The organism is Mycoplasmopsis alligatoris A21JP2 (genome assembly GCF_000178375.1).
Classification (GTDB): domain Bacteria; phylum Bacillota_I; class Bacilli_A; order Mycoplasmatales; family Metamycoplasmataceae; genus Mycoplasmopsis; species Mycoplasmopsis alligatoris.
Genome location: NZ_ADNC01000007.1, coordinates 147,435 through 173,580, shown reverse-complemented (window position 1 = coordinate 173,580; position 26,146 = coordinate 147,435). Strand labels below are relative to the sequence as shown.

Below are 26,146 nucleotides of genomic sequence, written 5' to 3'. Positions count from 1 at the left end.
ATTTCTTTATTCATTTTCTAGTAAAAAATCTTTTCCTTTTTGAACTTCAAATTTACTTAAATCTACAAAATCAAGTTGTCTCATAACTTCAAACCCTAAAATACAAACGCTATTTGCTAAATTTATTGATCTCATTTCTGAAACCATAGGTATTCTTAAACAATTTTCTAAATTGTTTTGCAAAATACTTTTATCAATACCAGTTGATTCTCGTCCAAACATTAATCAAACTTCTTTATGTTTATCATATTCATTTTTAAAGTTATTTTCTGTGTATGTTCTTAAGCCATATCTAGTTATATAATAAATGTTTTTATTTTTATATTTATTATAAAAGTCTTTGTATGAATCATGAACTTCATGATTAATATCACTTAAAACTTTACCCGCTCCATATCTTCTTAGGTATTTAGGGTGTAAATCAAAAGAAATAGGTTTAATAATATGTAGTTTTGCTCCTAGCGCAAAACACGTTCGAACAATATTGCCGGTATTAGGGCAAATTTCCGGTTGAAAAAGTACTATATTTAACATAGTTTTATTATATTATGTAAATACATAAATATTAGATTTTTTTGCTAATTATTAAATACTAATTTACTTTAGTTTAATTAAATAATATTAATTTAATAAGGAATTTATGTTAGAAATATTATTATTCAATTCATCTGTTCTTGCAAAAAAATAAATAAAATTTCTCTCTTTCTTTTAATTTTAAAAAGATTTATAAAATTTTTAACAGTTATATACAATTTTTTCAAAAAAGTAATTTTAGCAATAAAGACTACATTTAATTTAAATTAACATTTTAATTTTTTATGTTCATTTTTAAAAAAGAATTAATAACCAATTATTTGAATTTATTTGTTTTAGTGTAGTTTTAAAAAGTTAAGTAATTAATTAAATTTCCGTTTGTAAAAGCGTAGTTTCATTATATTATGCAAATGTGGAAATATTAGATTTTTTTTATTAATATATTAAAATTAATATATGTCTAAACAACAAGAAATAATCAAAATATTGTGTATGTCTGATATTCATGGTAATAAAAGTTTGGCAGAAAAAATTTTAAAACACGAAAAGCATGATTTTAGTGTATTTGCTGGTGATTCAGAATTAAATGATGAGTGAGTTAAAAAAAATTTTAATTTATGTGTGGCTGGCAATAATGATTTTTATAGTCAATTACCTGATAATGATTTTGTAAATATAAGTGGTTTTAGAATATTTGTAACACATGGTCATTTATTTGGATCGTATAAGCAATTAATGACACCAAGTCAGTTAGAAATTTTTGCAAAGAAAATTAAAGAAACTGATTTGTTTGTTTATGGTCATACTCACTATCCACTTTTTTACCAAAAAGACAATGAATCTGTCGCTTTTCTAAATCCTGGAAGTATAACTTATCCAAGGTTTTCAAGCACATTTTCATATGCGGTTATTACTGTTGATTTATTAACTAAACAAATAATAAATGTAGATTTTTATGATCCTACAAAAAAATTTTAGAACGGAGAAATATGGGAAAACAAAGATATTTATTTGCTATTGATTTAGATGGCACAACATTAAGTTCATCAGCGACAGGGCAAATTCATGATGAAACTTTAGCAGCAATAAAAAGAGCTAAAAGCGAAGGTCACGTTGTATGTATTTTAACTGGTAGACCTTGAAGAAGCACTAAACCTATTTACAATGCACTTAATTTAGATACTATAGTTGCTAACTATAACGGAGCACACATTCACCATCCATATGATGAAGATTTTGCTCCATACATCAAATACTTAAATTTAAACGAAATGCTCTATGTACTAGGAGATGAAGTTCTACAAAAAGAAATTTCTAACGTTGCTATTGAAGGTCCAGGATGAGTTCAATTACAAAAAAGAGATGATGATCTAGAAAAAGTTTTTGGATTTAAAGACTCATCAAAATTTGTACTTGGATTAGATTTTCATAAAATACCTTTAAAACCAACTGGAATAATTTTTGATGTTAAAGAAACAACAGATCCTGAGTGATTAAGACAATACTTAAAAGCTAGATACGGTGATTTAGGGGAATTTTCTTATTGATCAAAAGGCGATGGTTTAACGCCAGTGTTTGATATTACCAATGTAACTGTAAATAAGGGGAAGGCGATAAGTTTATTAATGCGTTATTATGATATTCCTAACGAAAATATTGTTGCAATTGGTGATGGATTTAATGATGTTTCAATGTTTAAAGTTGCAAGTGTTGCTGTAGCAATGGGAAATGCAACTAAAGATGTTAAAAAGCATGCAACCATAAGAATTTCAAAAACTAATAAACAAGGTGGTGTTGGGTACTACATAAAGAAATTTTTAGATAATCCTGAAGAACAAATAACAAAATCAAAAGAAAGACGTAAACGTATAAACGAAGCAGAGGAAAATGCTTAATAATCAAAATTTATTTGTCACAAAAAATGCAAAAATTCTAGAATACAATTCTAGTTTTTTGCTTAATCAATTAAACATTATTGGTGTTGATGAAACTGGTGTAGGTGATTATTTTGGGCCACTTGTTACTGCTGCTGTTTTTATACCAAATAACTTGCTAGAATATTTTAAAAATTTAGGAGTTAAGGATTCCAAATTAATAAAAAACGAAAAACAAATTCATTATCTAGCTAACGAAATTAAATCCAAATGTTACTATAAAACATATGTTTTAAGTAATTCTGGGTACAATAAAATTGATAATAATTATAAAAATATTCATAAACTTAAATTTTTTGCTCATTCTCATGCAATAAACTCGCTTGAAGAGTTATTAAGTCTTAGAAATGTAAAAATAGATTATATTTTTATAGATCAATATACTACCTTAAATGCATTTAATAAATATTATGATGAAATAATTATTCTTAATAATTGATCAAAAATAAATGAATTTAAAAGTCCGATTCTTCTTGCGCATAAAGCAGAAAGTATTCATTTATCAGTTGCTGCTGCATCAATTTTGGCTCGCGCGGAGCTTTTAGATTCGTTTAAAAAAATAAAAGAAATATATAATTTTGATTTTTTACTTGGAGCGAATCAGAAAGTAAAAAATCAAGTTGTTGAATTTAAAGAAAAATTTGGTGAAGAAGAATTAAAAAAAGTTTGTAAAACAAACTTTAAAATTTAATTATTGAAATTCTTTATTAGCCTTTTTTTCTTGATACAACTTATCTAATTTATAAATTTGTTCAATGTAAAACTTTTCATCGAAAGGTTTTTTTTCTTGTGCATTAACTCATAAAACAACTAAATAGTTAACCAATATTTTTTGCTGTATTAAATAATCTTCTCAGTAATTGTGGTATTCTTCTAAAAATATTTTTTCTTGTTCTTGATTTAATTCTGATGAGCAAATAAAATAAGCTAAATCAAAGTGTCTGTCGCCCATAGTTGCATATTCTCAATCTATAAAGAAGATTTTTCCATCTTTTTTAATCATGTTTCTGGTTCACAAATCATTGTGAAGAGGAACATCTTTTTTACTCTTAGCTAAAATATTGTTAACTCTTTTAAAATAATCATTTAAAACTGGAATGTTAAGTTTTTTTTCATTGATTATTTGACGATATTTTTTTACTCTAGCAGCGTGATTAGAAGAAGGAAATTTTGTCTTGCTATTATGCAACTCATAAAGTTGATTTGCTATTATTTTTAAATTTTCTTCACTAGGTTCTGGTTGTTGCCCATCAACAAAGTCTCAAGTTATGTTTTCTAAATTATTATTTAAAAGTTTTGGAACAAAACCGAATTTTTCTAAAATCGAATAATCAATTTTGTGATTAAACCCTGTTAAGATTTTTTCTTGATAAAATTTATCACCATCTTTGTACGAAATGTTGGTGAATCCGCCATTAATTTTTGTCTTCATAAAATGAATTATATTTAATGAGTAAATTTATAGAAAAAAATAATATAAAAAAATATGGAAAAATATGGAAAAATGCCAAAATACTTTAAAAAAATTATGTTTATTATAAAATTGTAATATATTTTTTAAAGAAAAATTTAAGGAGAAATATGAAAATATTAGTAGTAGGTGCAAACCATGCTGGAACATCTTTTTTAAGAACATTAAAAACTGTTAATCCAGCTGCACAAGTTGTAGCTTATGATAGAAATACAAACACTTCATTTTTAGGGTGTGGAATTGCTATTTGAGTAGGAGGAGAATTTAATAATCCAGAAGCTTTATTCTATTCATCACCAGATGTTTTAATAAATGAATATGGTGTAGATTTAAAAACAAATCACGAAGTAGTTGCAATAGATAGAAAGAAAAAAGAAGTTACTGTTGTTGATGGAAATACCGGAAGAACTTTTAAAGATAACTATGATACTTTAGTTTTTGCAGGTGGAACATGACCAGTTGAGCCAAACTTCCCAGGCCGTCAATATAATAACATTATGTTGTCAAAATTATTCCAACATGCTGAAGAAATTGTTCAAAAAGCAATTGACAAAAAAGTAAAAAATGTAGTTGTTGTAGGAGCTGGATACATCGGTATAGAACTTGTTGAAGCGTTCCATATGCAAGGTAAAAAAGTTACATTAATTGACTTAGAAACAAGAGTAGTTCCAAATTATTTTGATGAAGAATTTACATCAGAAATGGAAAGACGTATTGTTAAAGATGGAATTAAACTTCAACTAGGTGAAAAAGTTCAAGAATTTAAATCTAAAGATGGTAAAAATGTTTCATCAGTTGTAACAGATAAAGGTGAATACCAAGCAGATTTAGTAATTTTATCAATTGGATTCAAACCAAGAACCGAAGCTTTAGCAGATGTTGAAAAAACATCTAATGGAGCAATTAAAGTGGATGAATTCCAAAGAAGTATTTCAGACCAAAGTATCTATGCTATTGGTGATTCAGCAGCGATGAGACACTCAGTAACAGGTTCATGACAACATGCTGCTTTAGCAACAAATGCTGTTAAAACTGGATTAGTAGCTGCTTTACATATTGCAGGGCTTAACGTACCATTTCCAGGTGTAGCAGGAACAAATGCAATTAATGTTTTTGATTGTCACTATGCATCAACTGGTTTAACAAAACAAGTTGCTTTAAAATATGGCATTTCTAATGTAGCGGAACAATATTGAATTGATAACGATAGACCTGAATTTATGTCAACATATGAAAAAGTCGCATGTAAAATAACATATGATCCAACAACATTTAAATTATTAGGTGTTCAAATTGGTTCATGAGGTAAAACATTGCATACTGAAGTAATTTACATGTTCGCTTTAGCAATTCAAAAAGGCTTAACATTACCAGAAATAGCTTTAACAGATGTTTATTTCTTACCTCACTTTAACAAACCATTTAACTTCTTCTTAGTACCTATGTTAAATGCTTTAGGAATTAAATACAAAAAATAAATCTATATAAAAGCGGCTTGCCGCTTTTTTTATATGTATAATAAAAATATGAAAAAATTTAAAAGAAAATTATTATTGATCGGAAGTATAAGTATTTTTCCTTTTTTAACTATATCATGTGCTAATAAAGAAAATACAGTTCTAAATTATTTTTCAAAAATAGCTGAAAATAAAGAAGAAATAAATAATAGTTACAATTTAAGTTTTGCTGTTTGACTTGATAGAAAATCAGAATATTTTACTGAATTAATGAAAAATAAAGAATTTGAAATAAATTTTAACAAAGTAAACGATTTAGGACTTTACGATGAACAAAAAAATTTAATTTCATATGATTTAAAAGACATTTTAAATTTTAAAAAATCATTTATAAATGCAGTCAATGACATAAAAAAAAGAATAGTTTCTTATAATTTAGAATTAACTAATTCTACTATTACAGAGGAAGAAAAAGAAAAACTAAAATCTAATATTAAAAAAAATAGAGATTACATAATTGCAATACAAAACACATTTAACGCACATACACAAAATAATTTAAGAGTTGTTATTAATATAAAAAATAAATACTTAAACGAACTAACAGTTTATGATTTTTTAGAATTAGATTCCAATTATTTAGATAAAAGCATTTCTTTTAAAGAATTTTTAAAAACAAAAATTCCTAATTTTGAAATTAATAGCAATGACTTTGAAATAAATTTTTTATATCCTATTAGTCATAAAGGAAATAAAACATTATTCAATGTAAACTATTTATTTGATTTATATCCACATTTTAATATTTTTGAACTAATAATAAACAAAAAAGATTTAATTAATTATGCAAAAATTATAAAAAACGTAAGTGATAATATTGACAAAAATCACTCAAACATAGATGAAAAAGGAAATTTAATAACTAAAGAGTTTTATAAACCTATATTAGATAATAAAAAAGGAATTATAGGATTTGGAGATGCAATCTTTATTAAGGATTTTGAAGACTTAACTATACTTGCAGCCACAGAATTTTTTATAACAGGTTTTAAAAAGATTTAAATTAATTTTGGATTAAATTATCATAAATTTATTTATTTTTAGCCATTTTTTCTAAATCTTTTTCTCAATATGCTAGTACACATTTAGGACATTTAGCAATTACAATACTATTTTCTGTTCTTATTTCTTGCTCTATTTCTATTAACAAAGAAAAATTAAAAATTACAGGTTTTTTACTTTATGAATTTATACTTTATATAACTTTTGCGATATTATTATTAATAATTTGTGCTTCGTAAGATGTTTTGAATAATAAAAACAAATTATCTTTTAAATATTATGAATGATTTGTCTATTCTTTAACATCAATAACGTTTTTATTTTCTTTCCATATATGGTTTACTATTACATAAAAATACCAACATTTACAATATCATTTGTCTTTCTCTAACAATTTATTTTATACTTTTTAGACTTTTTTAGGTCTATCATAAAATTATGATTTATATCAAGTAATTCCTCAGATGTTTTTACCTGGATATAAATTAATAACTGTAATAAGTTCAGCTATATCCATAGATGAAGGCATTAGAGTTGCTCCTATTTTTACAAAATTAACATTTTTTGTTTTAATGGAATTTCTTCCATTTGTAATACTTATTTTTGTAGGATTAAGAATAATGTATGTTGATTTTAAAAAACAAAAATAGAAATTTTAAACAAAATAATAATCACAATTAATTTGTGGTTTTTATTATTTTTTTATATTACCAACATACAAATAAAGGCAAAAAATAATGAAAAAACAAATAATTTTATATAATTAAAACACTTAAATTAAACATTTAAAAGAAAGGAATTTTTTATGTTAATAGGTACATCAAAAGTTGCAAAAGATGCAATAGAAAAATATGATTCAATAGTTATTTTTCATCACATAAGACCAGATGGAGACTGTTTAGGTTCTCAAGCTGGTCTAGCAGAATTAATAAGAACTAATTATCCAAACAAAAAAGTTTATACAGTTGGAAACAGTATGCATACATATGATTTTATGAACTATAAATTTAACGATTTTAGTGAAATAGATTTTACTAATTCACTTGGAATTGTTGTTGATGCTTCAAGCGGAGATAGACTTGAGTGCGCTTCACTTTTATACGAAAATAAAACAACTGCAAAATTAAGAATTGATCATCATCCAAATGATAGCGACATTAAATACGATTATTTATGAGTAGATGAGCATTTTGTTGCTGCAGCAGAAATGATTGCAAAACTAGCTTATGATTCAAAGTGAAAAGTTACACAAAAAGCTAGTGAACATATTTATTTAGGAATTAACACTGATTCTGGTAGATTTTTATACCCTGATACTTCAGCTAGAACTCATGAATTGGTTGCGTTTTTAATGGAAAACGGATTTCATCCTAAAAAGATTTTATACGAGTTAAATAAAAGAACCTTAGCCGATATTCAATATTCAGGACACATCTTAAGTAATTTTGAAAAATCAGGAAGAGTTTTATATTATAAAGTTACCGATGAAGTTATGAAAAAATTTCAATTAGACAGTTTAACAGCTGCTGCATTTGTTAATGAATTAGCAAATATTGATGACAATCGTTGTTGAGCTTTCTTTATTCAATTAGAGGATGGAAAAGTAAGAGGAAGATTACGTTCAAACGGTCCTTTAGTAAATAAAGTTGCAAATATGTATGGCGGTGGAGGTCATGATAATGCCGCAGGAATTACTTTAAATTCATGAGATCAAATACCTGAAGTATTAGAAAAATTAAATAATTGTATAGCAGAATATGAGAAATAATTTCATATTTACCTATACCATAGGAGAATAATGTTAATAGGAAACGAAAAAATTGCTACTCAATTAATAGAAAAATACGATTCAATAGTTATTTTTCATCATATAAGACCTGATGGAGATTGTTTAGGGTCACAATTTGGTCTTAAAGAATTAATTGAAACAAATTACCCCCATAAAAAAGTTTATGCTGTAGGAGATACTAAAGGTTATTTTAAATTTTTAAATCTTGTGCATGATGCTTGACCAAGTGATGAAATTTTAGGAAAGTCCTTAGGAATTGTTGTTGATGCAGGTGATAAAGAAAGGTTAGAAGCCAGAGAACTTTTAGATAAAAATTTATTTTTAGAAACTTTAAGAATAGATCACCATCCAAACAATGATGACTTAGACAAAAATACAAAATGAGTTGATAGTTCATTTATAGCAGCTGACGAAATGATTGCATTATTGGCAAAAGTAAACAATTGAAAAATTACTCAAAGGGCTGCAAACTTACTTTATTTAGGTATTAATACTGATTCAGGAAGATTTTTATATGATAAAACAAGCGCAAGAACAATGAATTTAGTAGCAATGTTATATGAAAATGGGTTACAAGCGAGTTTTATACATGAAAATTTATCTAAAACAAGTTTAAATGACCTTAAATACAACACTTGATTAGCTTCAAATTTAAAAACCAAAGAGGGAGTTGTTTGAGTTTTAAACGATTTAGAAACAACTAAAAAATTTGGTAAATCTTCTCAAACTTCGGTAAGACCAAATATAATTGCAAATCTAGAAGGATTCCCAATCTGAGTACAATTTACAGAAGAAGAAGATAAAAAAATAAGAGTTGAATTGCGTTCTAATGGTCCTTTAGTAAATGTAGTTGCACGTAAGCATGGCGGCGGAGGACACGATCGAGCATCAGGATGCATCATTGATTCATTTAATGATGTAGAAAAAGTTATAAACGATTGCGTTATAGCAGTAAAAGAATATTTAAACCAATAATTTTTAAAATTAAATAGCTTATAATATAGGCTATTTTTTTATGTTAATTTCAACTAAAAAAATTGAGTTTTAGCATAATAAATAATTTAAATATGAAAAATAAAATAATATAATTAAAACACTATGAACAAAATTGAACTAAAAAGTAAAATTCTAGAAGAATTAAAACTTATTGCTAAAGAGTTAAATTTAGCTAAAGAACCATTTTTAATTGAGCCAAAAACTAATGCAGATTTTTCAACAAGTATGGCAATTATTAATAAAACTCCAGAATTAAATCCAATAGCACTTGCTAATTTAATTAAAGAAAAATTATTAACAAAAAGTAATGAATTATATTTAGAAGAAGTTGAAGTTGCTGGTCCTGGTTTTATTAATTTATTTTTGAACAAAAACTATATTGTTCAAGCAATTAATGACATTCTTAAAAAAGGCAAAAACTACGGAAAAGGAAACAAAAAAGGAAGCATTAACATTGAATGAGTTTCTGCTAATCCAACAGGTTATTTACATGTAGGACACGCAAGAAATGCTGCTATTGGTAGCACTGTAGCAAATATTTGTGAATTTGCAGGTTTAAAAATTACTCGTGAATATTACATAAATGATGCTGGAAACCAAATTGATCTATTAGCAAATTCACTATTTTCAAGATACCAACAATTGTTTAATAAAGATTATCCAATGCCAGAGGAATGCTACAGAGGTGAAGACATACAATGAGCTGCTGATCAAATGTTTAAAAGATATGCTGACAAATTTAAAGGTATTAAGCTTGAAGGTCAAGTTTTAGAAGTTTTTAAAAAAGATGGTGTAGAGCTATTTTTAGGAGAAATTAAAAAAGATCTAGAAAAATTTGGAGGAATTAAATTCGATATATGATTTAGCGAAAAATCACTATATGAAAATGATCAAAAAATAATAAAAGATGCACTTGCTAAAATAAAAAATACTTATCAAAAAGATGGTGCTACATGATTAAATACTACTTTACATGGTGATGATAAGGATAGAGTTTTAGTAAAAAGCGATGGATCTTTAACTTACTTTACACCTGATATTGCTTATCATAATATAAAATATCATAGAAATAACGATAAAGATACCGTTGTTATGAACGTTTGAGGAGCAGATCATTCTGGTTATATAAAAAGAATGAAATGTGCAATGGAAGATATAGGCAACAATCCTGATAATTTGGTTGTATTATGCATGCAGCTAGTTAGATTGGTAAAAAATGGTGAAGAATATAAAATGTCAAAAAGAAGAGGCACAAGTTTCTTTTTAAGAGAATTTGTTGACTTAGTCGGAGTTGATAGTGCACGTTTTATTTTATTAGATAGAACATATAATTCAAAATTAGATTTTGATATAGATATTGCAAAAAACAAAACAAATGATAACCCAGCTATTTTAGTTCAATATGCAAATGCAAGAGCATATAGTTTATTACAAAAAACTACTTATGATTTAAACAAGCTTGAAATGAAAACATTTAATTCAGATGTAGATCAAAAATTAATTTCTACTTTACTAGAATTTCCAGAAATAATAGATAAATCCGCAGACTTGTATATGACAAATATCCTTACGCAATATTTAATTAAACTTGCAAAAGATTTTAATTCATGATATTCAAATTCAGACAAAGTAATTGGACATGAAAATGAAGAAAGCTTATTAGCTCTAGTAAAATCTACAAACACAGTTTTAGAAACTGGAATGAAATTAATTGGAATAACAATAAACCATAAAATGTAAAAAAGAATCTTCTAAGGTTCTTTTCTTTTTGCATGTACATATATTTTTTTAAAGTCTTAATTCAAAAAATTTTAGATAAAAAAATATAAAACTCATATTTAATTTTTTTGTATTTTTTGTAAAACATTAAAAACAAGAAATATAATATTTATTTTCATTTCACCGTTTTTTATTTTTTGATCAAAATAACATATTAATTTGTATTTTTAGACCTATTTTTTAATAAAATAAAGAAATTTTTATTTTTTCATTAAAACGTGTAATTATTTTTTTATCATTATGAAAATTAAGCATTTTTTTCATTATAAAAAATAAATTTTATATACTTCTAATACAATTAAGGTAGAGGTATAAAATGGCAAAAAAATCTATAATTATCGGTTCGCTTGTAGGAGTTGGTATTGTTGCTACAGGGGCAATGACAGCAGCTATAACACTCCTTTCAAAAAACAAAACTCAAAAAAAGATAAATTTTGAAGAACAGAATCAATCACTATTTAATCTTCTTGAAGAAGGAATTACTAAGGAAATACAAAACTATAAAGGTATGTTACCATCTGAAAATTTTTATAAATCTTCAACTAATGAACAGTTAGAAAATATTTTAAAGATTGCTTCATTAGTTCCAGGAAGTAAAGTGTCTGTTAAAAATATTGATGATGCAACTGGAAGAGTTACTTTAGAAGTTGATATTAATGGTATTACTTATGAATTAGAATATACAAATTTTTTAAGAACCAGTGAAGCGGGTTCGGTTTTTGGTAAAAGACTAGAAACTATTTTTAATGGTAGATCTGTTAATTTACTAAAAGATGCATTAAATGACAAGGAATTTGTAAATAAATTTTTATCTTATTCAAACAGTGAAAAGAAAAACTTTTTATTAATGAACTTTGCAACTATTAATCAAGATGATTTAATTCAAACAACATTGCTAAATCAGTTTGATAAATTTGAAAATTTTAATTTAAAACACAAAACAGATAATATTTATAACTTAACCTTTGATATGAATATTAACAATTTGAAAAACTCTTATAGTTTAGATTTAAATTTTATTGATGAGAAAACAAATCAAACACAAAGTTTTGAAAATTTAAGAATTAAATTAAGTCAATTTAATTTTCTTTTAGCTCAACCCATTGTTACTGAAAAAGATATAAATTTTAAAGATGCAATAATGTTTGACACAATAAAAAATGCTGGATTTGGTGATATTTTAGCTATTCAAGATAAATTATTTGTCGGACAAGTTGCTGATTATTTAAGTAAAAATAGAAATGTATTAAAAATAATTTCTATCTCTAAAAATGAAAACATAAAAGACAAATATAAGGCAATTATTCAAGTGGATGCTATCGATAAAGTTAGATATATAAGTGTTGATTTATTGCAACCAAAATTCAATTCTGAGTACTTTGAATTACGTAATTCTGATTGAACTTTACAAAAACCAATTATAAGAAACGGAATAACATCAAATGATACTTATTTAGCCTATCCAATGTTACTTAAGGAAACAATTAATCAATGAATAAAAGATGTTATAAGCCCAATAACACTTCAAAAAATTGATAACAATACAAATGTTGAATTAAAAAGATTAACTGAAATTGATAAACAACTAGTCTTAGAAGTGCACTTTAAAAAAGAAAATAGAACTATTCATTTTCCTTTAACAGGTGATAAGGTTTCTTTATTTAATACAGATGAAAATGCAGTTAAATTTATTACCTTATACAAAGAAAATACTGAGTTTAATAATGTTAATTTAAATACTTTAATTGAAGAACTTAAGTTAGTTTCTAATGAAAGTAATTTAGTAAAAGATAAACAACAATTTATAAAAACACTTAAAAAACTTTTAGTTTCAAAAGATAATAATGCAGAACTTAAAGAGTTATTTGATTCATTTGAAAACCTTACTAAAAATAATTTATTAGATAACGAAAAATTTGATGAAATGTTAGTTATTAATGCACAAAAAAATACTGCAAGTATTAAGTTACGTTTCTCATTTAAATATGATGGTGTATTAAAAAACTTCAACTTTGTTTTAAATGGTACATACATAAAACCTGGTTCTGAAAGCGAAAAACCAAATAATACAACTACTTCACCAAAACCAAATAATACAAATCCTAAACCTACTTTAAGTCCTACTGAAAAAGATAAGAAGAACGCTGAAATTAGTGATTCAATGAATAGAGATTTAGATAAATTAGATTGAGAATTAAAAAATCCTATCGTTAATTCAAAACGTGAATTTGGAAGTAATGCTATTACAGTTGATGAGTTAAAAAGCAAAAAAGGTTTAGAATTAGTTAATTTACTTGCTAAAGTTTTAAGCCCTCACACAATTAGCTTTTTAAAGAAAATTTATCCAGGAACATCTACTTTAGCATATACATTAACAGGAGTAGAAGTTGATAATAATTTTCCTAATGAACCATTTAGATTGTTTTTTAGAACACACAGTTTAAGAGATTCTCAAGGTAAATTAAGAAGATATGAAAGAGACATTACACTAAAAGGTGAATTCGCAAAATATTACAATAATTCTGAAACAGAATTCTTGATTCTTGATTTCTTTGACACAAAAGTTAAAAAACAAATTTCAGGAGTAAAAGTAGATAACTTATTTATTAATAATTACAATACAATTAATTCATTAAATAATAATGGGCTAGTTTATGTAGAATTACAAAAACTATTTTCAAGTGCAATTCAAAAAGATTTAGCTGCTAAAATAGTTGAATTAATTAAGTTAGGTGAAGAAGCAAAAATTTTAAGTAATTTTAAAGTTTCTAGAGAATCGAATCAAAATAATAGATTTGAAGGAAGACAATTTGTTAAATTCACTTTTAGAATTAAAGTAGGTGAATCAACAAAAGATCTTGAATTTAATATTTTTGAAGGCAATTTTCACTTATAAAATAAACAAGCATACGCTTGTTTTTTATATAAAAAAAACAAAAAACCAATTAAGATTTTTTGTTCAATTTCCCTTGTTTATAGGGTTTTTTGTTTATATTGTTCGAATTTTTCTAATGAACCATATTTTTTCTTTGCCAAGTAATCTTCAATCAAAGTAGGAATAAATGTTAAGAAAAGATTTAAACCTAAAACAATTACTAAAGTTACTCTACTAATTACTTGTATATTGTAATTTTTATCTGCTAATGCTGTAGCTTCTTGAAGAGTTATCTTTTCGCTTTCCATTAAAGCTGCTGCCATTTTTGTCTTATCCATAGCACCTATTGCAAATAAGTCAATAATAGGAACAACTACTGTAAATGTTAAAGCTGCAAATACTAAGATTACAGCAACTCAAGCTGCTATTAAGAAATATTGTTTTTTATCATTTATATGTATTTTATTTGATTTACGATTTTTTATTCCTCCATAAATTGCCGCACCAATAAATGCAAATGTAAATAATGCTGTTCAGTTTGACATTAGATCTGCAAATCCATAAAGTCTTTGCATTGAATTTGATCCTTCCGAATCATATCCTGTATAAACTCCATTTGGAACATATGCTAAAGCACCAATTATTGTAAAAACAATTACTACTGGAATTGTAATGCTTAGTGCATAAATAACACCAATTTTAGGGAAATTAGGATTTAATTTTCCTTTAACTTTTTCTCAAAATGGTAATTCACCTTGTGCTAATAAATCTTCAACATAACGAGGAGCTCACATTGAAAATCCATTAATAATTCCTAGAACTCCTATTGCTATCATTAAGTTCATTACACCAAAAATAATTCTTGAAGGGGTTTCACCAATCATTTTTCCAAAAAAGTCACCCATACTAAATACGTTTCCACCATTTAATGAAAGTGAAATTGAAATTAATAAATAAACTATTGTTGTAATTCCTAGACCAAAAAATAATGCCATAGGTGTTTTTTTAGGTTCTTTCATTTCTGATTGAATTCCGCTTGCTACATAAAATCCATCATATGCAAAGAATATTGCTGACATAGATAGAAACATTCCAAGACCAGCACCAATTCCATTAATACCTAGAACTCCTGAGCCTTCTGAGAATTTTCCAGCTGCTTGAAAGTGAATATGTACATCACCAACTCCACTTTTACCTGCAAAAATTAAGACAAAACCAATAACAGTAACAAACACTAAAGGTATGAATTTAACTGCTAAAACAACTTTATTATGAATATCACCAAGTTTTGATCATAATGTTGGAACTGTTAAAAAGTAAATTGTTATAACTAATGAAATAATTGTTCAAATTATTCAATCAGCACCAGTTCCAAAAGTTGCTGATTTATTAAGAATTCCTGCAAGTCCATCCTGCAAGGATAAAAGAACATAAAGAGGCATAAATAAGTATGTTAATGGTAAATAAACATAGACCATAAAGTTTTTGGAAGCTTTATATATTGTTCTACCATTAAATACTTTACATCAACCTATAAGTGATAAGTTATCATTTTTTACAGATGAAACTTCAATTAATGCAAGTGCCATTGCAATAACAGCACAAGAAGCTATAAGTCAGCAGAAAATTGCTAGAATTAAGCTACTTTGTGAATTTCCTAAAACAGTTCCTGATTTAAAAAATATTCCTGCACCAATTGATCCTCCCATAACTATAAGCATTGCAGAAAAAAATGAAATCTTTTTCTTAGTACTTGGAGTTTGAATTTTTTCTTTTTCCATATTAATCGTCTCCTATTCTTGTACCACTTTTACCAGCAATTGCTTCTTGAAGTTTATCAAGAGAGGCAATAATTGCAACATTTCCTTTTTTAGCTTTAACAAAGGCAATTGCGGCTTGCACCTTAGGTAACATGCTACCTGGTGCAAATTGATTTTGAGCGATATATTCTTCTAATTTTTTTGTGTTTACTTTTTCTAATTTTTCTTGATTTTCTTTATTGTAATTTACATAAACATACTCTACTGCGGTTAAAACAATGAATATGTCTGCTTGCACTTTAGTAGCTATTTTAGATAAAGCAAAATCTTTATCAATAACGCCATCTACGCCAGTGTATAGGTCATTTTGGTAAATAGTAGGTATTCCACCTCCTCCACCGACAATAACGATATTATCATCTAAGAAACTTTTTTTAATTGAATTGATTCCTAAAAAATCAATAGGAAGCGGGCTAGGCACAACTTTTCTAAATCCTCTACCTGCATCTTCAATAATTGTTGAATTAGGATTATTAATTTCTGCTTCTTGTCTGGTTTGATAAAATGGACCAACTGGTTTAGTAGGATTACTGAACGCTTTATCATTTTTATCTACTATAGTTTGTGTTAAATAATATAAAACATCATTATTTAGTTTTTCTTTTAATAATTCGTTACTAATTGCTGTTAGCATATGATAACCAATGTAACCTTGTGACATTCCTCCTGCTTCAGCAAAAGGAACATTTGGTGTTTTTGAATTTACTTTTTTAGCATCAGCAAAGGCATTAAAGATCATTCCTACTTGTGGGCCATTTCCATGCCCAACAAGAACTTTGTGACCTTTTTTTACTAATTGAGCAATTTTTTGAGCAGGAATTTTAACTAATTCTTTCTGTTCATCAGGATTATTTCCAAGTGCATTTCCGCCTAAAGCGATTACTATTTTTGCCATATTAGTATCCTAATGTAGCTAAAATAACTGCTTTTATTGTATGCATTCTATTTCCAGCTTGTTGAATTGATTTATTGTGTTTTGACTGGAATACTTTGTCTGTCACTTCCATAGCTCCTGTAGCAACAACTGGATAATCTTTTCCGAATGTTTCTTTGATTTGGGCTGAAAAAGCAGTGTGATCATCGTGGAATGCTGGTAAACAGTGTAAAAATGAAACATCTTCTTTAGCAGCTTTTAACATTGCCATATCAACTTGGTAAGCACCTAATTCTTTAATTCTAGGTTCAAATAACGAAAAGTCTTCACCAAGTGATACTCAAACATCTGTATAAATTACATCAGCATCTTTAGCGGCTTTGATTTTGTCGTCACTAAATGAAACTGATCCACCATTACGCTTAAATAACTCTTGAACTTGGTCATAAACTTTTTTATGGTTTGGTCCTTTTTTAACTATTTCATGTTGTTCTTTAGGACCACATAAAACTACATGCATTCCTACAAATGATGCACCGATCATAATGCTACGAGCAACATTATTTTTAATATCTCCTGCAAATACTATTTTTTTACCTTTTAAATCACCTTTTAGCTCTTTAATAGTCATATAGTCAGCTAACATTTGTGTTGGATGCTCATCATCAGTTAATCCGTTTCATACTGGAACTCCTGAATATTTAACTAAAGCATCAACATCGCTTTGTTTAAATCCTCTAAATTCAATTCCATCATAGAATTGACCTAATACCATTGCAGTATCCTCTATAGACTCTTTTTTACCAAAGTTTGATCCTGCTGGGCCTATGTATGTGCAACCTGCACCCATGTCAAAAGCTGCTACTTCAAAAGCACATCTAGTTCTTGTTGAGTCTTTTTGAAACATAATTGCTATGTTTTTTCCAATTAAAGGACGATGTGCAGTATGTAATCCTTGTTGTTTTGATTTTTTAAGATCGATAGATAAATCTATTAAGTAGTTAATTTGGTCAGTTGTAAAGTTTAGAGCAGAGTCTAATGAACGACCTTTTAAATTTGTTGGCATATTTCTCCTAAGCATGATTAAAAATACTGAATTTCACAGTAATTAATCAAATTTTATTATTTTATATCTTCTCTTACTAGTGGCATTGACATGCATCTTGCAGATCCCATTCCTAGTGATAATTGATTTCCATCAAAAGAAAGTACTTTAACTCCGGCATCTTCTAGAGCTTTTTGAGTTAGTTTATTACGTGAATAACCAACCACAACTCCAGGTGCAATAGTTAAGTAATTTGTTCCATCAAAGTGTGTTTCAATATCTATATCTAATTGTGATGCATTTTTTCCAGCAATAGGTATTAATATTGGTTTTTTTCCAATGATAGCTTCTAACATATTAGATAAACTTTCTTCAAGTTCAACCATTTTGATTTCTTTACTTAAATCTATTAACCAAAATTTAAGTGATTTCATCATGTTTGGTGAATATAAGAACTTATCGTGATCAACCATAGTTATTCATGTGTCTAAATGCATTAAGTTTGGCATTGGGGGCACATTAATAGCAACGATTTTTTTAAATTTTGAATCGGTGTTAGCCTTAATTTTTTTTGCAATGTTTAAGACCGCTTCTTTAGTTGTTCTTTCACTTATACCAATTACTAAAGTGTCTTTGGTATATACAAATACATCTCCACCTTCAATACTTCCATGATCAAAGCGATCAAATCAGTGAGGTGTTGTTTTGTAATCTTTATTGTATTTAAAAATAAATTGTGCAAATATTGTTTCTCTTTTACGAGTTTGATATTTCATATTGTGTAGTGAAATTCCATTTCCTACAGAAGCAAAAGGATCCCTTGTGAAATACAAGTTTGGCATAGGATCTACAACTAAGTCGCGATCTAGGTCAATATTTATTTCCTTTTTGTCTATTCCTGCCATCATAATTCTTACCATTTTTTTGGTTGAGAATTCTTTTTGGCTTTTCAATAAGTAGTTTTTAACCAATTTTTTAAGTTGGTCATTTAAAACTGGTTTAGCTTCTTGTAATCATTGATCAATAAATTCATCTTTGATTTTTTGATCAACTTGATCGTATGTTTGTGCAACTAATTCATCAAGTTGAATAGCTTTAATTCCATTTTTTTCAAGAACGTTAAGAAATCTTTTGTGCTCTTCTATAGCCGTGTCCGGTTCTAGAATTGCTGAAAAAAGTAATTCTTCTAAACGAGTAGGTGAAATCCGCCTTATCTCGTCGCCTGGTGTGTGAACTAGGACTTCTTTAAGCCTGCCCACTTCACTGTATACATTGATTTTACTCATTGTTACTCTCCATTCAAATTGTGATAATATGTATTATCACTTTTATTATATTACATTGCCTTTAAATAGTAAATTATGGAAAAAAAGTGCAAAAAAAATTGGCGACCAAGAGCGGGATTGAACCGCTAACACCAAGCTTAGGAGGCTTGTGCTCTATCCAATTGAGCTACGTGGCCACGCTTATTAATTATACTTCATTTGTAATAAACAAACATATAAAAATAATAAGGAAAAATTATGAAAAAAATAGCCAAAATTAATTAGCTATTTTTGAATTTATTTTTTCTTTGAAACGAATTTTTTAATTAATAATCCAATAATTCCAAATATTAATAATGTATCTAAAACGATTAGTGTTGGGATTACTCAACCTGTTTTTTCTAGAAGTTTTTCTGCTTTTGCAATTGAATCTAAGTATTCATGATAATTTGTTTCGTTTACTTTTTCTTGTCCTTTTTGCACTTCAGATAAGGCACTTTCATACTTATCATACAAGTCTTTATTGAAACTTTCAGATGGGTGTCTATCTTTAGATTCTTTTATTCTGTCCGCTAGCGCTTGAGGGAATGTTCTTAGTAATGAAACTTTTGAATTTGCTTCTTTCATTCCTTTTTCATAGTCAGCTAGAGTTAAATCTCTTGTTGAATATTGTAATTCTAAAAGACCTAGTGAATCAAAGAAATTATCGATTGAATCTGGAGAGTATAATGAAGCGTTAATTAATCTTAATTTTGTAATATCTAAAACTAATTTTGATCCATATGTTTGGAGTACTTTTTCAATTTCTCCTAATCTAGAAATAAATCTTTGTTCTTCCACAGGAGTTACAGCAGTTTTTGCATTATATTCTTTTTCAATTTCATCAAGTTTTTTACTGTATAAAACTCATGATTCTTCAGTGAAAAGTTTTGTATTTTTTTCTCTAGCAAAAGTTAATAATTTTTTAAATGTTATTTGATCTACTAGTGAAGAAAGACTATTTAATTCACTTAAGAATGTTGCATATTCTGTAAATCTTAATAAGTCGTCCGGGACAGCATTAACTTTTTCAAATAATTGATTAATTCCAGCTTTGTATTGTTCAGCTTTTTCTGGAGAAATTTTGTCTGATAGTTGTTTGTTTTTAGCTTCTTCTAATGCAGTTTTTAAATTAGTTTTATAAGTTATTAATTTTTTAGTAGCTTCAGCTATTTTTGCTTGACCTTCTTTTAATTTTGCAACATTTACTTGTGCATCTTTAAATTCAGTTCTAATATTTTCTAATTCTGTGTTAAATGCAACAATAGATTCCTCTGTATACAAGTCTAAATTTAATTTTGTTATTGCATCAGTTAATGATTCTTCTAAAACTTCTTTGTTTGTACCAACTGAGAATAATAAGTTATCAATTTTACCTTCTAGTTTTTTGTAATCAACAAATTTATTTGTAGTTGTATTTGAAATTTCAGTTTTTAAATCAGAGATTTCTTTTTTGTATTTTTCTAATCCTTCTGCATTTAAAAATTGTTTTTGATTTTCTCCAAATTTAGAATCATATAGTTTGTTCAAAACATCTTTAAACACAAAGAAACTTAATTGTAAATTGTCTAATTCACCTAGGTAAGTGTCATATTCAGCTTTTTTAACTTTTGATTCGTCGAGAGTATTTATTTTTGATTTGAATACATTCAATGATTCAGTAAATTTGGATTTATCACTAGGATTTTTTGTGTTTAACTCTTTTTCGATATTTTCAACTGTTTTTAATAAATCATTTTTATTGGTCTCTAAAATTGATGGTATTTTTCTAATTTCTTCTAATTTTTTACCTAGTGTTGATTCTAAAACATCGCCACTTGTTAAACTTTGATATTCATCAAGTGTTTTACTAAATCTTTCTCAAGAAGGTTCAGTATAAACGTCTTTAGCTAATTTAGGAGAACTAACTAGTGTTAATTCAGCTTTTAATACATCTGCATTTTTAACTAAAGTTTTTGATTTTAATTCATTTAATCTAACAAAATATTTGTCCATTTCTTCTATAGACAAGGTTTTTTTGTCCTTTAGTTCACCAATTAATTTTTCTAATTCATCCTTAAATTTTTTAACTGAAGCTGACGAATAACCAGGCTTTTTAGAATCTTTTTCTTTGTTTAAAACACCAATTAAATTGTTATAGTTAGGAATTAAAACAGAGTTTAATTCAGTTAATGTTGCAGAATATTTTATATATTCTGGTGTGTCAAGAACAAATGTTGTATCAACTTTAAATGCCAATTCTTTTAATTTTGATTTGTACAATTCAACAGATGAAGGTGAATAATCACTTAAAGGAGATTTAATTTTTTCTTCAATTGTTTCTTGTAAAAACTCTTTGTAAGATAATAAGTTTCTACTATCTCTTATACCTTGTAGTCTTTTAATTTCATTTTTAAAATTTCCATATTGAGGATTAAAACTTTTTCCATCAATTGATTTAGCTTTATCAAGAACTTTTTTAACTTCGTCTTTATATTTTTTTTCTTCTTCTTCAATTCTTTTGTTGAATCTTTCATTAAACATTCTTGATAATGTTTCAACTATTTCTCTCTTTTTAGGATTTTCATCTAGGAAAGTAATTTTGTCTAATCTATCTCTAAAGTTTTTACCTTCAGAAAAAACATAAACTGGTTTTTTGTTAATTTCATCTATTATTGCTTGTATTTTATTTTTGTAGTCTTCTAAAGCTTCTGGATATTTTAGATTTGTATTTTTATCAGCTTGTGCCATTTTTTGATTTGCATAATCAAGAGCAGTTTGTTTATTTGAACTTAATCCAGAAATTAATTTTTCAATTTCATCTTTACGTTTTTCGTATTCGCTTCTTGGCATTGATGTTCTTAAAGCTCTACGATTTTCATATGTTCATTCATAAACATTCATTTCAGATTGGATGCTTGACTCAAGTTCTTTTTTAATTTCTCTTAATCTATTTCCGTATTTAATGTATTTATCGTTATCATATCAATCTCTGTTGTTAAGATCCATATTTTTAACTTTGTCATAAAGAAGTGTATCAAGTGTTGCATCAAATGCTCTTATTTCAACAACACCAAGATTTGTGTTTTTTCAGTCTAGAAAAATAATTTTTAATTTTCTAACACCTTGAACCATATTGTTGTGTATATAAGTTGTTTTGTTTCCTACACCATTTGGATTTCTATGTCTTTTTTCAAACAAAACCTGGTCATTAACATTTAAAAATTGAACTTTAAAGTCGGTTGTTGTTTTATATTTATGATAAATCTCATAAGCTCTTAAGTTAGTATCGAAAGGGAAGGAAATATCAACATACATGTTTCCAGCTTCATAGTTTGCTGATGTAAATCTTCAATCAACAGTTCATGAATCTCTTTCAAATTGATATTTTTCATCATTAAGTTTTGATTTTAATTCTCCACCATATGCAGCATAAGCTTTTGCTCCAGTGCTAGAAGCAGCGTGATTTTTTAAAGTTAAATTTGTTGCGCCTAGTTCATTGCCGTATACTCCACTTATTGTTCCCAATGTTACAATAGGGGTTGCAATTGCTGCACCTATAAGAACTTTGTTTCTTATCTTTTTCATAATTACCTCATATATTTATTATTATATTAATAATTTTATCTTAATTTTTAGTGTTTTATCACTCACAACCCCTTTTTGCTAAATTATTTTTACCTATGAAATAGTTGAATATGGTTTTTTAGGAATTTTTTTATAATTTATTCACAAAAAAAATATAAAAAAATTAAAAAATCGACCTAATCCGACTTTTTAATCTATTTTATAAGCATATTTGGCGTTTTTTTAAAACATTTGGTGGAGCTGCCGGGAGTCGAACCCGGGTCCACACACAAAAGTCCTACCTAATTCTACAGTTTAGATTATTTTTAATTTCATGGATTTATATAAACAATCAAAAAATAAATACATGCTCTAAATATGACTTATTTTAGTTAATTAGAATCCCTAAATAAGTGCCTTTAACCCACACATCTTATAAAGGCGTTTAAGAGTGCGACTAGTATTTAATTAAGCAAATACAAGGTTTGATTGTCCAGCAAAAGCTGGGTGTGAAAATGAAAATTCACTTTCTTGTTTTTCAGATTTTCCGTTTGTTAAACCTAGAAGCAATTATAGTCTGCAACACTACTGCTATAGATATTATCCTGTGCATGTCGAAGCCATTACAACCCCATTTATGCTTTTAATATTATAAATTATTTAAAAAAGTTTTATGTTATAATAATGAAACTATGGCGCCATAGCCAAACGGCCAAGGCATGAGTCTGCAAAACTTTGATTACGGGTTCGAATCCCGTTGGCGCCTCCATTGACACCAAGGGTGTTTTTTTATTTTTTTAAAAAAAACAACGAAATTAATCGTTGTTTTCAATAGTAAAATTTGATTTAGTTACTTCTAAATTTTGACGTTGCCCTTTTACGCTAAAAGCAGATCGTGAATTTTGTTTATAATCAGTGTTTTGACTAGGTTGAGAAGTGTTAAGTAAATTTGATCTAATACTTTTATCAGTAATTGCAAGATTTCTATAGTAATTAATAATTTTGTCATCAAAAATATAATTGTAATTATTGTACATGTTGATAAGTTCATTTAATTCTGAATAAATCATTTCTTGAAGAACCTTTGAGTACTTCAGCTTTTTTTTATTTCGATAATACTCTTCACGATCAACTAGTTTTAATTCTTTATTTGGATAATGTTTTATATCTAAATCAAAATCTACATATTTAAGAACTTCATCTTCTATTATTGGATGAGAAGCCATATTTATATAAACATATGGTCCATTTTTTCTCAGTAAAACTGTAGCATTAAACAAGTTATTTTTTGGAAAAAATCATAAAACAGGGTCTTTATAGGCTCAAAATTTATTATTAGGTTCTGCCACTCGACATTTAACTAAAACTAAAACAATATGTTTAGAGTTATTGTTTAAAACTTTAGCTCCATTTCATTGCCGATATAATGATCCATCATATTTATAAGCTTGAACATTGACCATTGTTCCTATTTTAAGGGTTGATAATTCTTTTTGAATCATATTATTTAGGCATTTCCTTTGAGAAAATTCTTACTTCACCATTTTGATTTTTACCTATTGAATATCATTTAAATGCAGTTGCATCTCTGTTTTTGTTGTTATAACTCGCTAAAGTAGTTACATACCTACTTTCAGGCAATGTAATTTCTCCTTCAACATCTTCACCGTTATCATAAGTACCATTATTGTTTTTATCATCTCAGTACTTAATGCCTTTAGTTTTATCAACTAATTCAAAATCAACGTATTGCTCTGTAATATAGCTACGAAAGGCCATTCCATTAGTTAATACTTTTTCCAATGAAGCTTTATCTCCCTTGAAAAAGTCATTGAATGGACTTATTTTGAATTTAGCCAATTGTTTTGTTTGGTCTTTGTTTTCAAAAACAAAACCTTCATATTTTGTATTTGATGGTAGGTATCCCATTAATCTTATTTTTTGGAATGTTGATTCACTAGTGTCTATTAAACCTTTTTTAAAGTCTATTCATTTAGTGTTGTTTTCATACATTATTTGAGAAATAGTTTTTCCGTATCCCATTGTAGTTAAGAAGTTATCGTAAAAGGCAATATCTCTATTTTTAACTTTATAAATATTTTCATTGCTTCTTCAAATGTTTTGTCAAGCACTAAGCTCGAGAGATGATGTAGCATTGGGGAAAACAACAGAGTTATGATAAGCAGTATAAGGACCAACATGATCTTTTGAAACAACAGAAATATCCATTAAATAAACTTTTGTTCAATCATCCGCAACACTTGAAGGATAAAACAATAATTGGTTTCCGGTGTTTATATATAACCCTGATCAGCTCAATGCTCAACGATTATTTGAATTTTCAGCTTTTTTGAAACTAACAGGTTGTTGATTATTGAAACCAGATTGGAGTGTAAATTTTGATCACTCACGAGGTACTAATTCAGTCATTGAGTAATAGTATTTTATTTGGTTAGGCGTGTAACCTTTGTTTTTATCACCAAATGCATTATAAGAAGTAAACACTACATTTTTTAGGCTGTTAAATTTTTCGCTTATTCTGTCATAGTGACCATCTAAACTATTTTTTTTATCAGAGTTAGCATACACATAAATATCATTTAAACTTAAATAATTAAAAGCATAATCAGGGTATTTACGATAATCAACATATTTTATTGCATTAGGAATTGTGTTGAAAACAACTCTTGAATCATAGTTTAATAAATTGTACATATTATCAACGAAATACGAGTTTCAATATCCAACTGAATGCTGTGAGTTATTTCCATAATACACTATAGGAGTGGTATATGGTGATTTTGCAAGAACTGTATCTTTGTTTAATTTTGCTTCATCGTTTGGACCTAATGTAATTGTAGGTGTTTGAACTTTTTTTGTAAAAATATTAAAGACTTTTTCGCTTTTATTATCAGCCACTTCAGCATAGGTTGAAGCTCAGTGGTGCATATATTCGTGGAAAAGTGTTGGAATTATTAATTGAATTTTTGAAAAAATGTCTAAACCTTTTTCTATACCTCAAGTTGTATTAATGTAAATTGAACGATTAATTGGAATATAAATTCCTTTTGAATCAGAAGTTATTATTCTAAAGTCATTTACATTAATTGTTTTTATAAGATAAACTTCAGGTCCAAATGTAACTTTTTTTCTAAATTCAATTGCTAATGCAATTAGTCCATTATTGCCTAAGAAAAATCTTTTTTCTTTAGTTTCTGGATCATAGTGGTATGCATAATCTCTAAATTTGACACCATTAATAGGGTCTATAAATTCTCTAAAAAATACATTACTTGAATTACCTTCTTTGTCCTCATATTCTTTTATAACTCACTTAGATTGGTCAAAATAAACATTAAAATCTTTAATGTGTTTGGCGTATTCTTCATTAGTCATAGAATTATTAAGTGGTTTAGGGTATGAAATCTTTTCAAGAGAAGAAATGTTAATTTTTTCTCCATCTATGTTTGTTTCATGCACAACTACATCATCAACATCTGTTTGCGTTTTAATGATTGGGTTTGAATTTGAATCTGAAGGTTGGTTTAATTTTGGATAAATATAATATGTTGCACCAGCAGCAACACCAGCTATAGCTATTCCTAAAGTTAACATACCAACAATAAATCATGCTGTTCCTTTTTTCATAGTCCCTCCTTG

General features: G+C 27.0%; 18 protein-coding genes, 2 tRNA genes and 1 other RNA gene. 10 read left to right on the top strand and 11 right to left on the bottom strand.

What is annotated here, in order from left to right:
- Positions 1–6 precede the first annotated feature (6 nt).
- On the bottom strand, positions 7–534 hold the full coding sequence (locus MALL_RS01570) for a tRNA (cytidine(34)-2'-O)-methyltransferase (protein WP_005683324.1): 528 nt from the start codon (positions 532–534) through the stop codon (positions 7–9).
- 456 nt (positions 535–990) lie between these two features.
- On the opposite strand from MALL_RS01570, the gene MALL_RS01565 reads away from it, so the two are divergent.
- From MALL_RS01565 to MALL_RS01555, 3 genes are read left to right on the top strand one after another with little or no spacing between them, the layout of a single operon-like run.
- Complete coding sequence (locus MALL_RS01565) at positions 991–1,512, top strand: metallophosphoesterase family protein (protein WP_005683385.1); 522 nt, start codon at positions 991–993, stop codon at positions 1,510–1,512.
- Between the two features lie 11 nt (positions 1,513–1,523).
- Positions 1,524–2,429 (top strand): Cof-type HAD-IIB family hydrolase, encoded by a 906-nt coding sequence (locus MALL_RS01560; protein WP_005683314.1) that lies wholly within the window; start codon positions 1,524–1,526, stop codon positions 2,427–2,429.
- Entirely contained in the window at positions 2,422–3,159 is a 738-nt protein-coding gene (locus MALL_RS01555; RefSeq protein ID WP_005683418.1) for a ribonuclease HIII, read from the top strand. The genes MALL_RS01560 and MALL_RS01555 overlap by 8 nt, the downstream gene beginning before the upstream one ends.
- Here MALL_RS01555 and MALL_RS01550 read toward each other — a convergent pair whose 3' ends face one another.
- Positions 3,160–3,900: a phosphotransferase gene (locus MALL_RS01550; RefSeq protein WP_005683305.1), complete on the bottom strand. Its 741-nt coding sequence runs from the start codon at positions 3,898–3,900 to the stop codon at positions 3,160–3,162.
- Between the two features lie 149 nt (positions 3,901–4,049).
- Here MALL_RS01550 and MALL_RS01545 point away from each other — a divergent pair, with 149 nt between their 5' ends.
- The 6 genes from MALL_RS01545 to MALL_RS01515 all read left to right on the top strand — a co-directional run bounded on the left by MALL_RS01545 (position 4,050) and on the right by MALL_RS01515 (position 13,918).
- A complete protein-coding gene (locus MALL_RS01545) occupies positions 4,050–5,417 on the top strand; it encodes an FAD-dependent oxidoreductase (protein WP_005683400.1) in 1,368 nt (455 codons plus the stop codon).
- A 48-nt stretch (positions 5,418–5,465) separates the two neighbouring features.
- Positions 5,466–6,458 carry a hypothetical protein gene (locus tag MALL_RS01540; protein ID WP_156785615.1) on the top strand — a complete coding sequence of 331 codons (993 nt, stop codon included), beginning with the start codon at positions 5,466–5,468 and terminating at the stop codon, positions 6,456–6,458.
- A gap of 805 nt (positions 6,459–7,263) precedes the next feature.
- Complete coding sequence (locus MALL_RS01530) at positions 7,264–8,226, top strand: DHH family phosphoesterase (protein ID WP_005683325.1); 963 nt, start codon at positions 7,264–7,266, stop codon at positions 8,224–8,226.
- Positions 8,227–8,256: 30 nt separating this feature from the next.
- Positions 8,257–9,222, top strand: coding sequence for a DHH family phosphoesterase (locus MALL_RS01525; protein WP_005683267.1), 966 nt, complete (start codon positions 8,257–8,259; stop codon positions 9,220–9,222).
- Between the two features lie 123 nt (positions 9,223–9,345).
- Positions 9,346–10,983 carry an arginine--tRNA ligase gene (gene argS, locus MALL_RS01520; protein WP_005683340.1) on the top strand — a complete coding sequence of 546 codons (1,638 nt, stop codon included), beginning with the start codon at positions 9,346–9,348 and terminating at the stop codon, positions 10,981–10,983.
- Positions 10,984–11,338: 355 nt separating this feature from the next.
- The gene (locus MALL_RS01515) at positions 11,339–13,918 is read left to right on the top strand and encodes a hypothetical protein (RefSeq protein ID WP_005683387.1); all 2,580 of its coding nucleotides are present in this window, start codon (positions 11,339–11,341) and stop codon (positions 13,916–13,918) included.
- A 77-nt stretch (positions 13,919–13,995) separates the two neighbouring features.
- Here the strand turns inward: MALL_RS01515 and MALL_RS01510 are convergent, their stop codons facing one another.
- From MALL_RS01510 to ssrA, 7 genes are all read right to left on the bottom strand, one after another.
- The gene (locus MALL_RS01510) at positions 13,996–15,678 is read right to left on the bottom strand and encodes an APC family permease (protein WP_005683276.1); all 1,683 of its coding nucleotides are present in this window, start codon (positions 15,676–15,678) and stop codon (positions 13,996–13,998) included.
- A 1-nt stretch (position 15,679) separates the two neighbouring features.
- A complete protein-coding gene (gene arcC, locus MALL_RS01505) occupies positions 15,680–16,612 on the bottom strand; it encodes a carbamate kinase (protein ID WP_005683429.1) in 933 nt (310 codons plus the stop codon).
- A gap of 1 nt (position 16,613) precedes the next feature.
- Positions 16,614–17,657: an ornithine carbamoyltransferase gene (gene argF, locus MALL_RS01500; protein WP_005683336.1), complete on the bottom strand. Its 1,044-nt coding sequence runs from the start codon at positions 17,655–17,657 to the stop codon at positions 16,614–16,616.
- Between the two features lie 56 nt (positions 17,658–17,713).
- The gene (locus MALL_RS01495; protein ID WP_005683356.1) at positions 17,714–18,922 is read right to left on the bottom strand and encodes an arginine deiminase; all 1,209 of its coding nucleotides are present in this window, start codon (positions 18,920–18,922) and stop codon (positions 17,714–17,716) included.
- 99 nt (positions 18,923–19,021) lie between these two features.
- A tRNA-Arg gene (locus MALL_RS01490) sits at positions 19,022–19,098 on the bottom strand.
- A 100-nt stretch (positions 19,099–19,198) separates the two neighbouring features.
- Entirely contained in the window at positions 19,199–22,507 is a 3,309-nt protein-coding gene (locus MALL_RS01485) for a hypothetical protein (protein ID WP_005683435.1), read from the bottom strand.
- A gap of 232 nt (positions 22,508–22,739) precedes the next feature.
- Positions 22,740–23,119: a transfer-messenger RNA gene (gene ssrA / locus MALL_RS04325) on the bottom strand.
- Between the two features lie 61 nt (positions 23,120–23,180).
- Between ssrA and MALL_RS01480 the strand changes: the two genes are divergently transcribed.
- Positions 23,181–23,255: transfer RNA gene (locus MALL_RS01480), tRNA-Cys, on the top strand.
- A gap of 46 nt (positions 23,256–23,301) precedes the next feature.
- Here the strand turns inward: MALL_RS01480 and MALL_RS01475 are convergent.
- A complete protein-coding gene (locus tag MALL_RS01475) occupies positions 23,302–23,988 on the bottom strand; it encodes a DUF402 domain-containing protein (RefSeq protein WP_005683284.1) in 687 nt (228 codons plus the stop codon).
- Position 23,989: 1 nt separating this feature from the next.
- Positions 23,990–26,134, bottom strand: coding sequence for an MYPU_1760 family metalloprotease (locus MALL_RS01470; RefSeq protein ID WP_005683403.1), 2,145 nt, complete (start codon positions 26,132–26,134; stop codon positions 23,990–23,992).
- Positions 26,135–26,146: the final 12 nt, after the last annotated feature.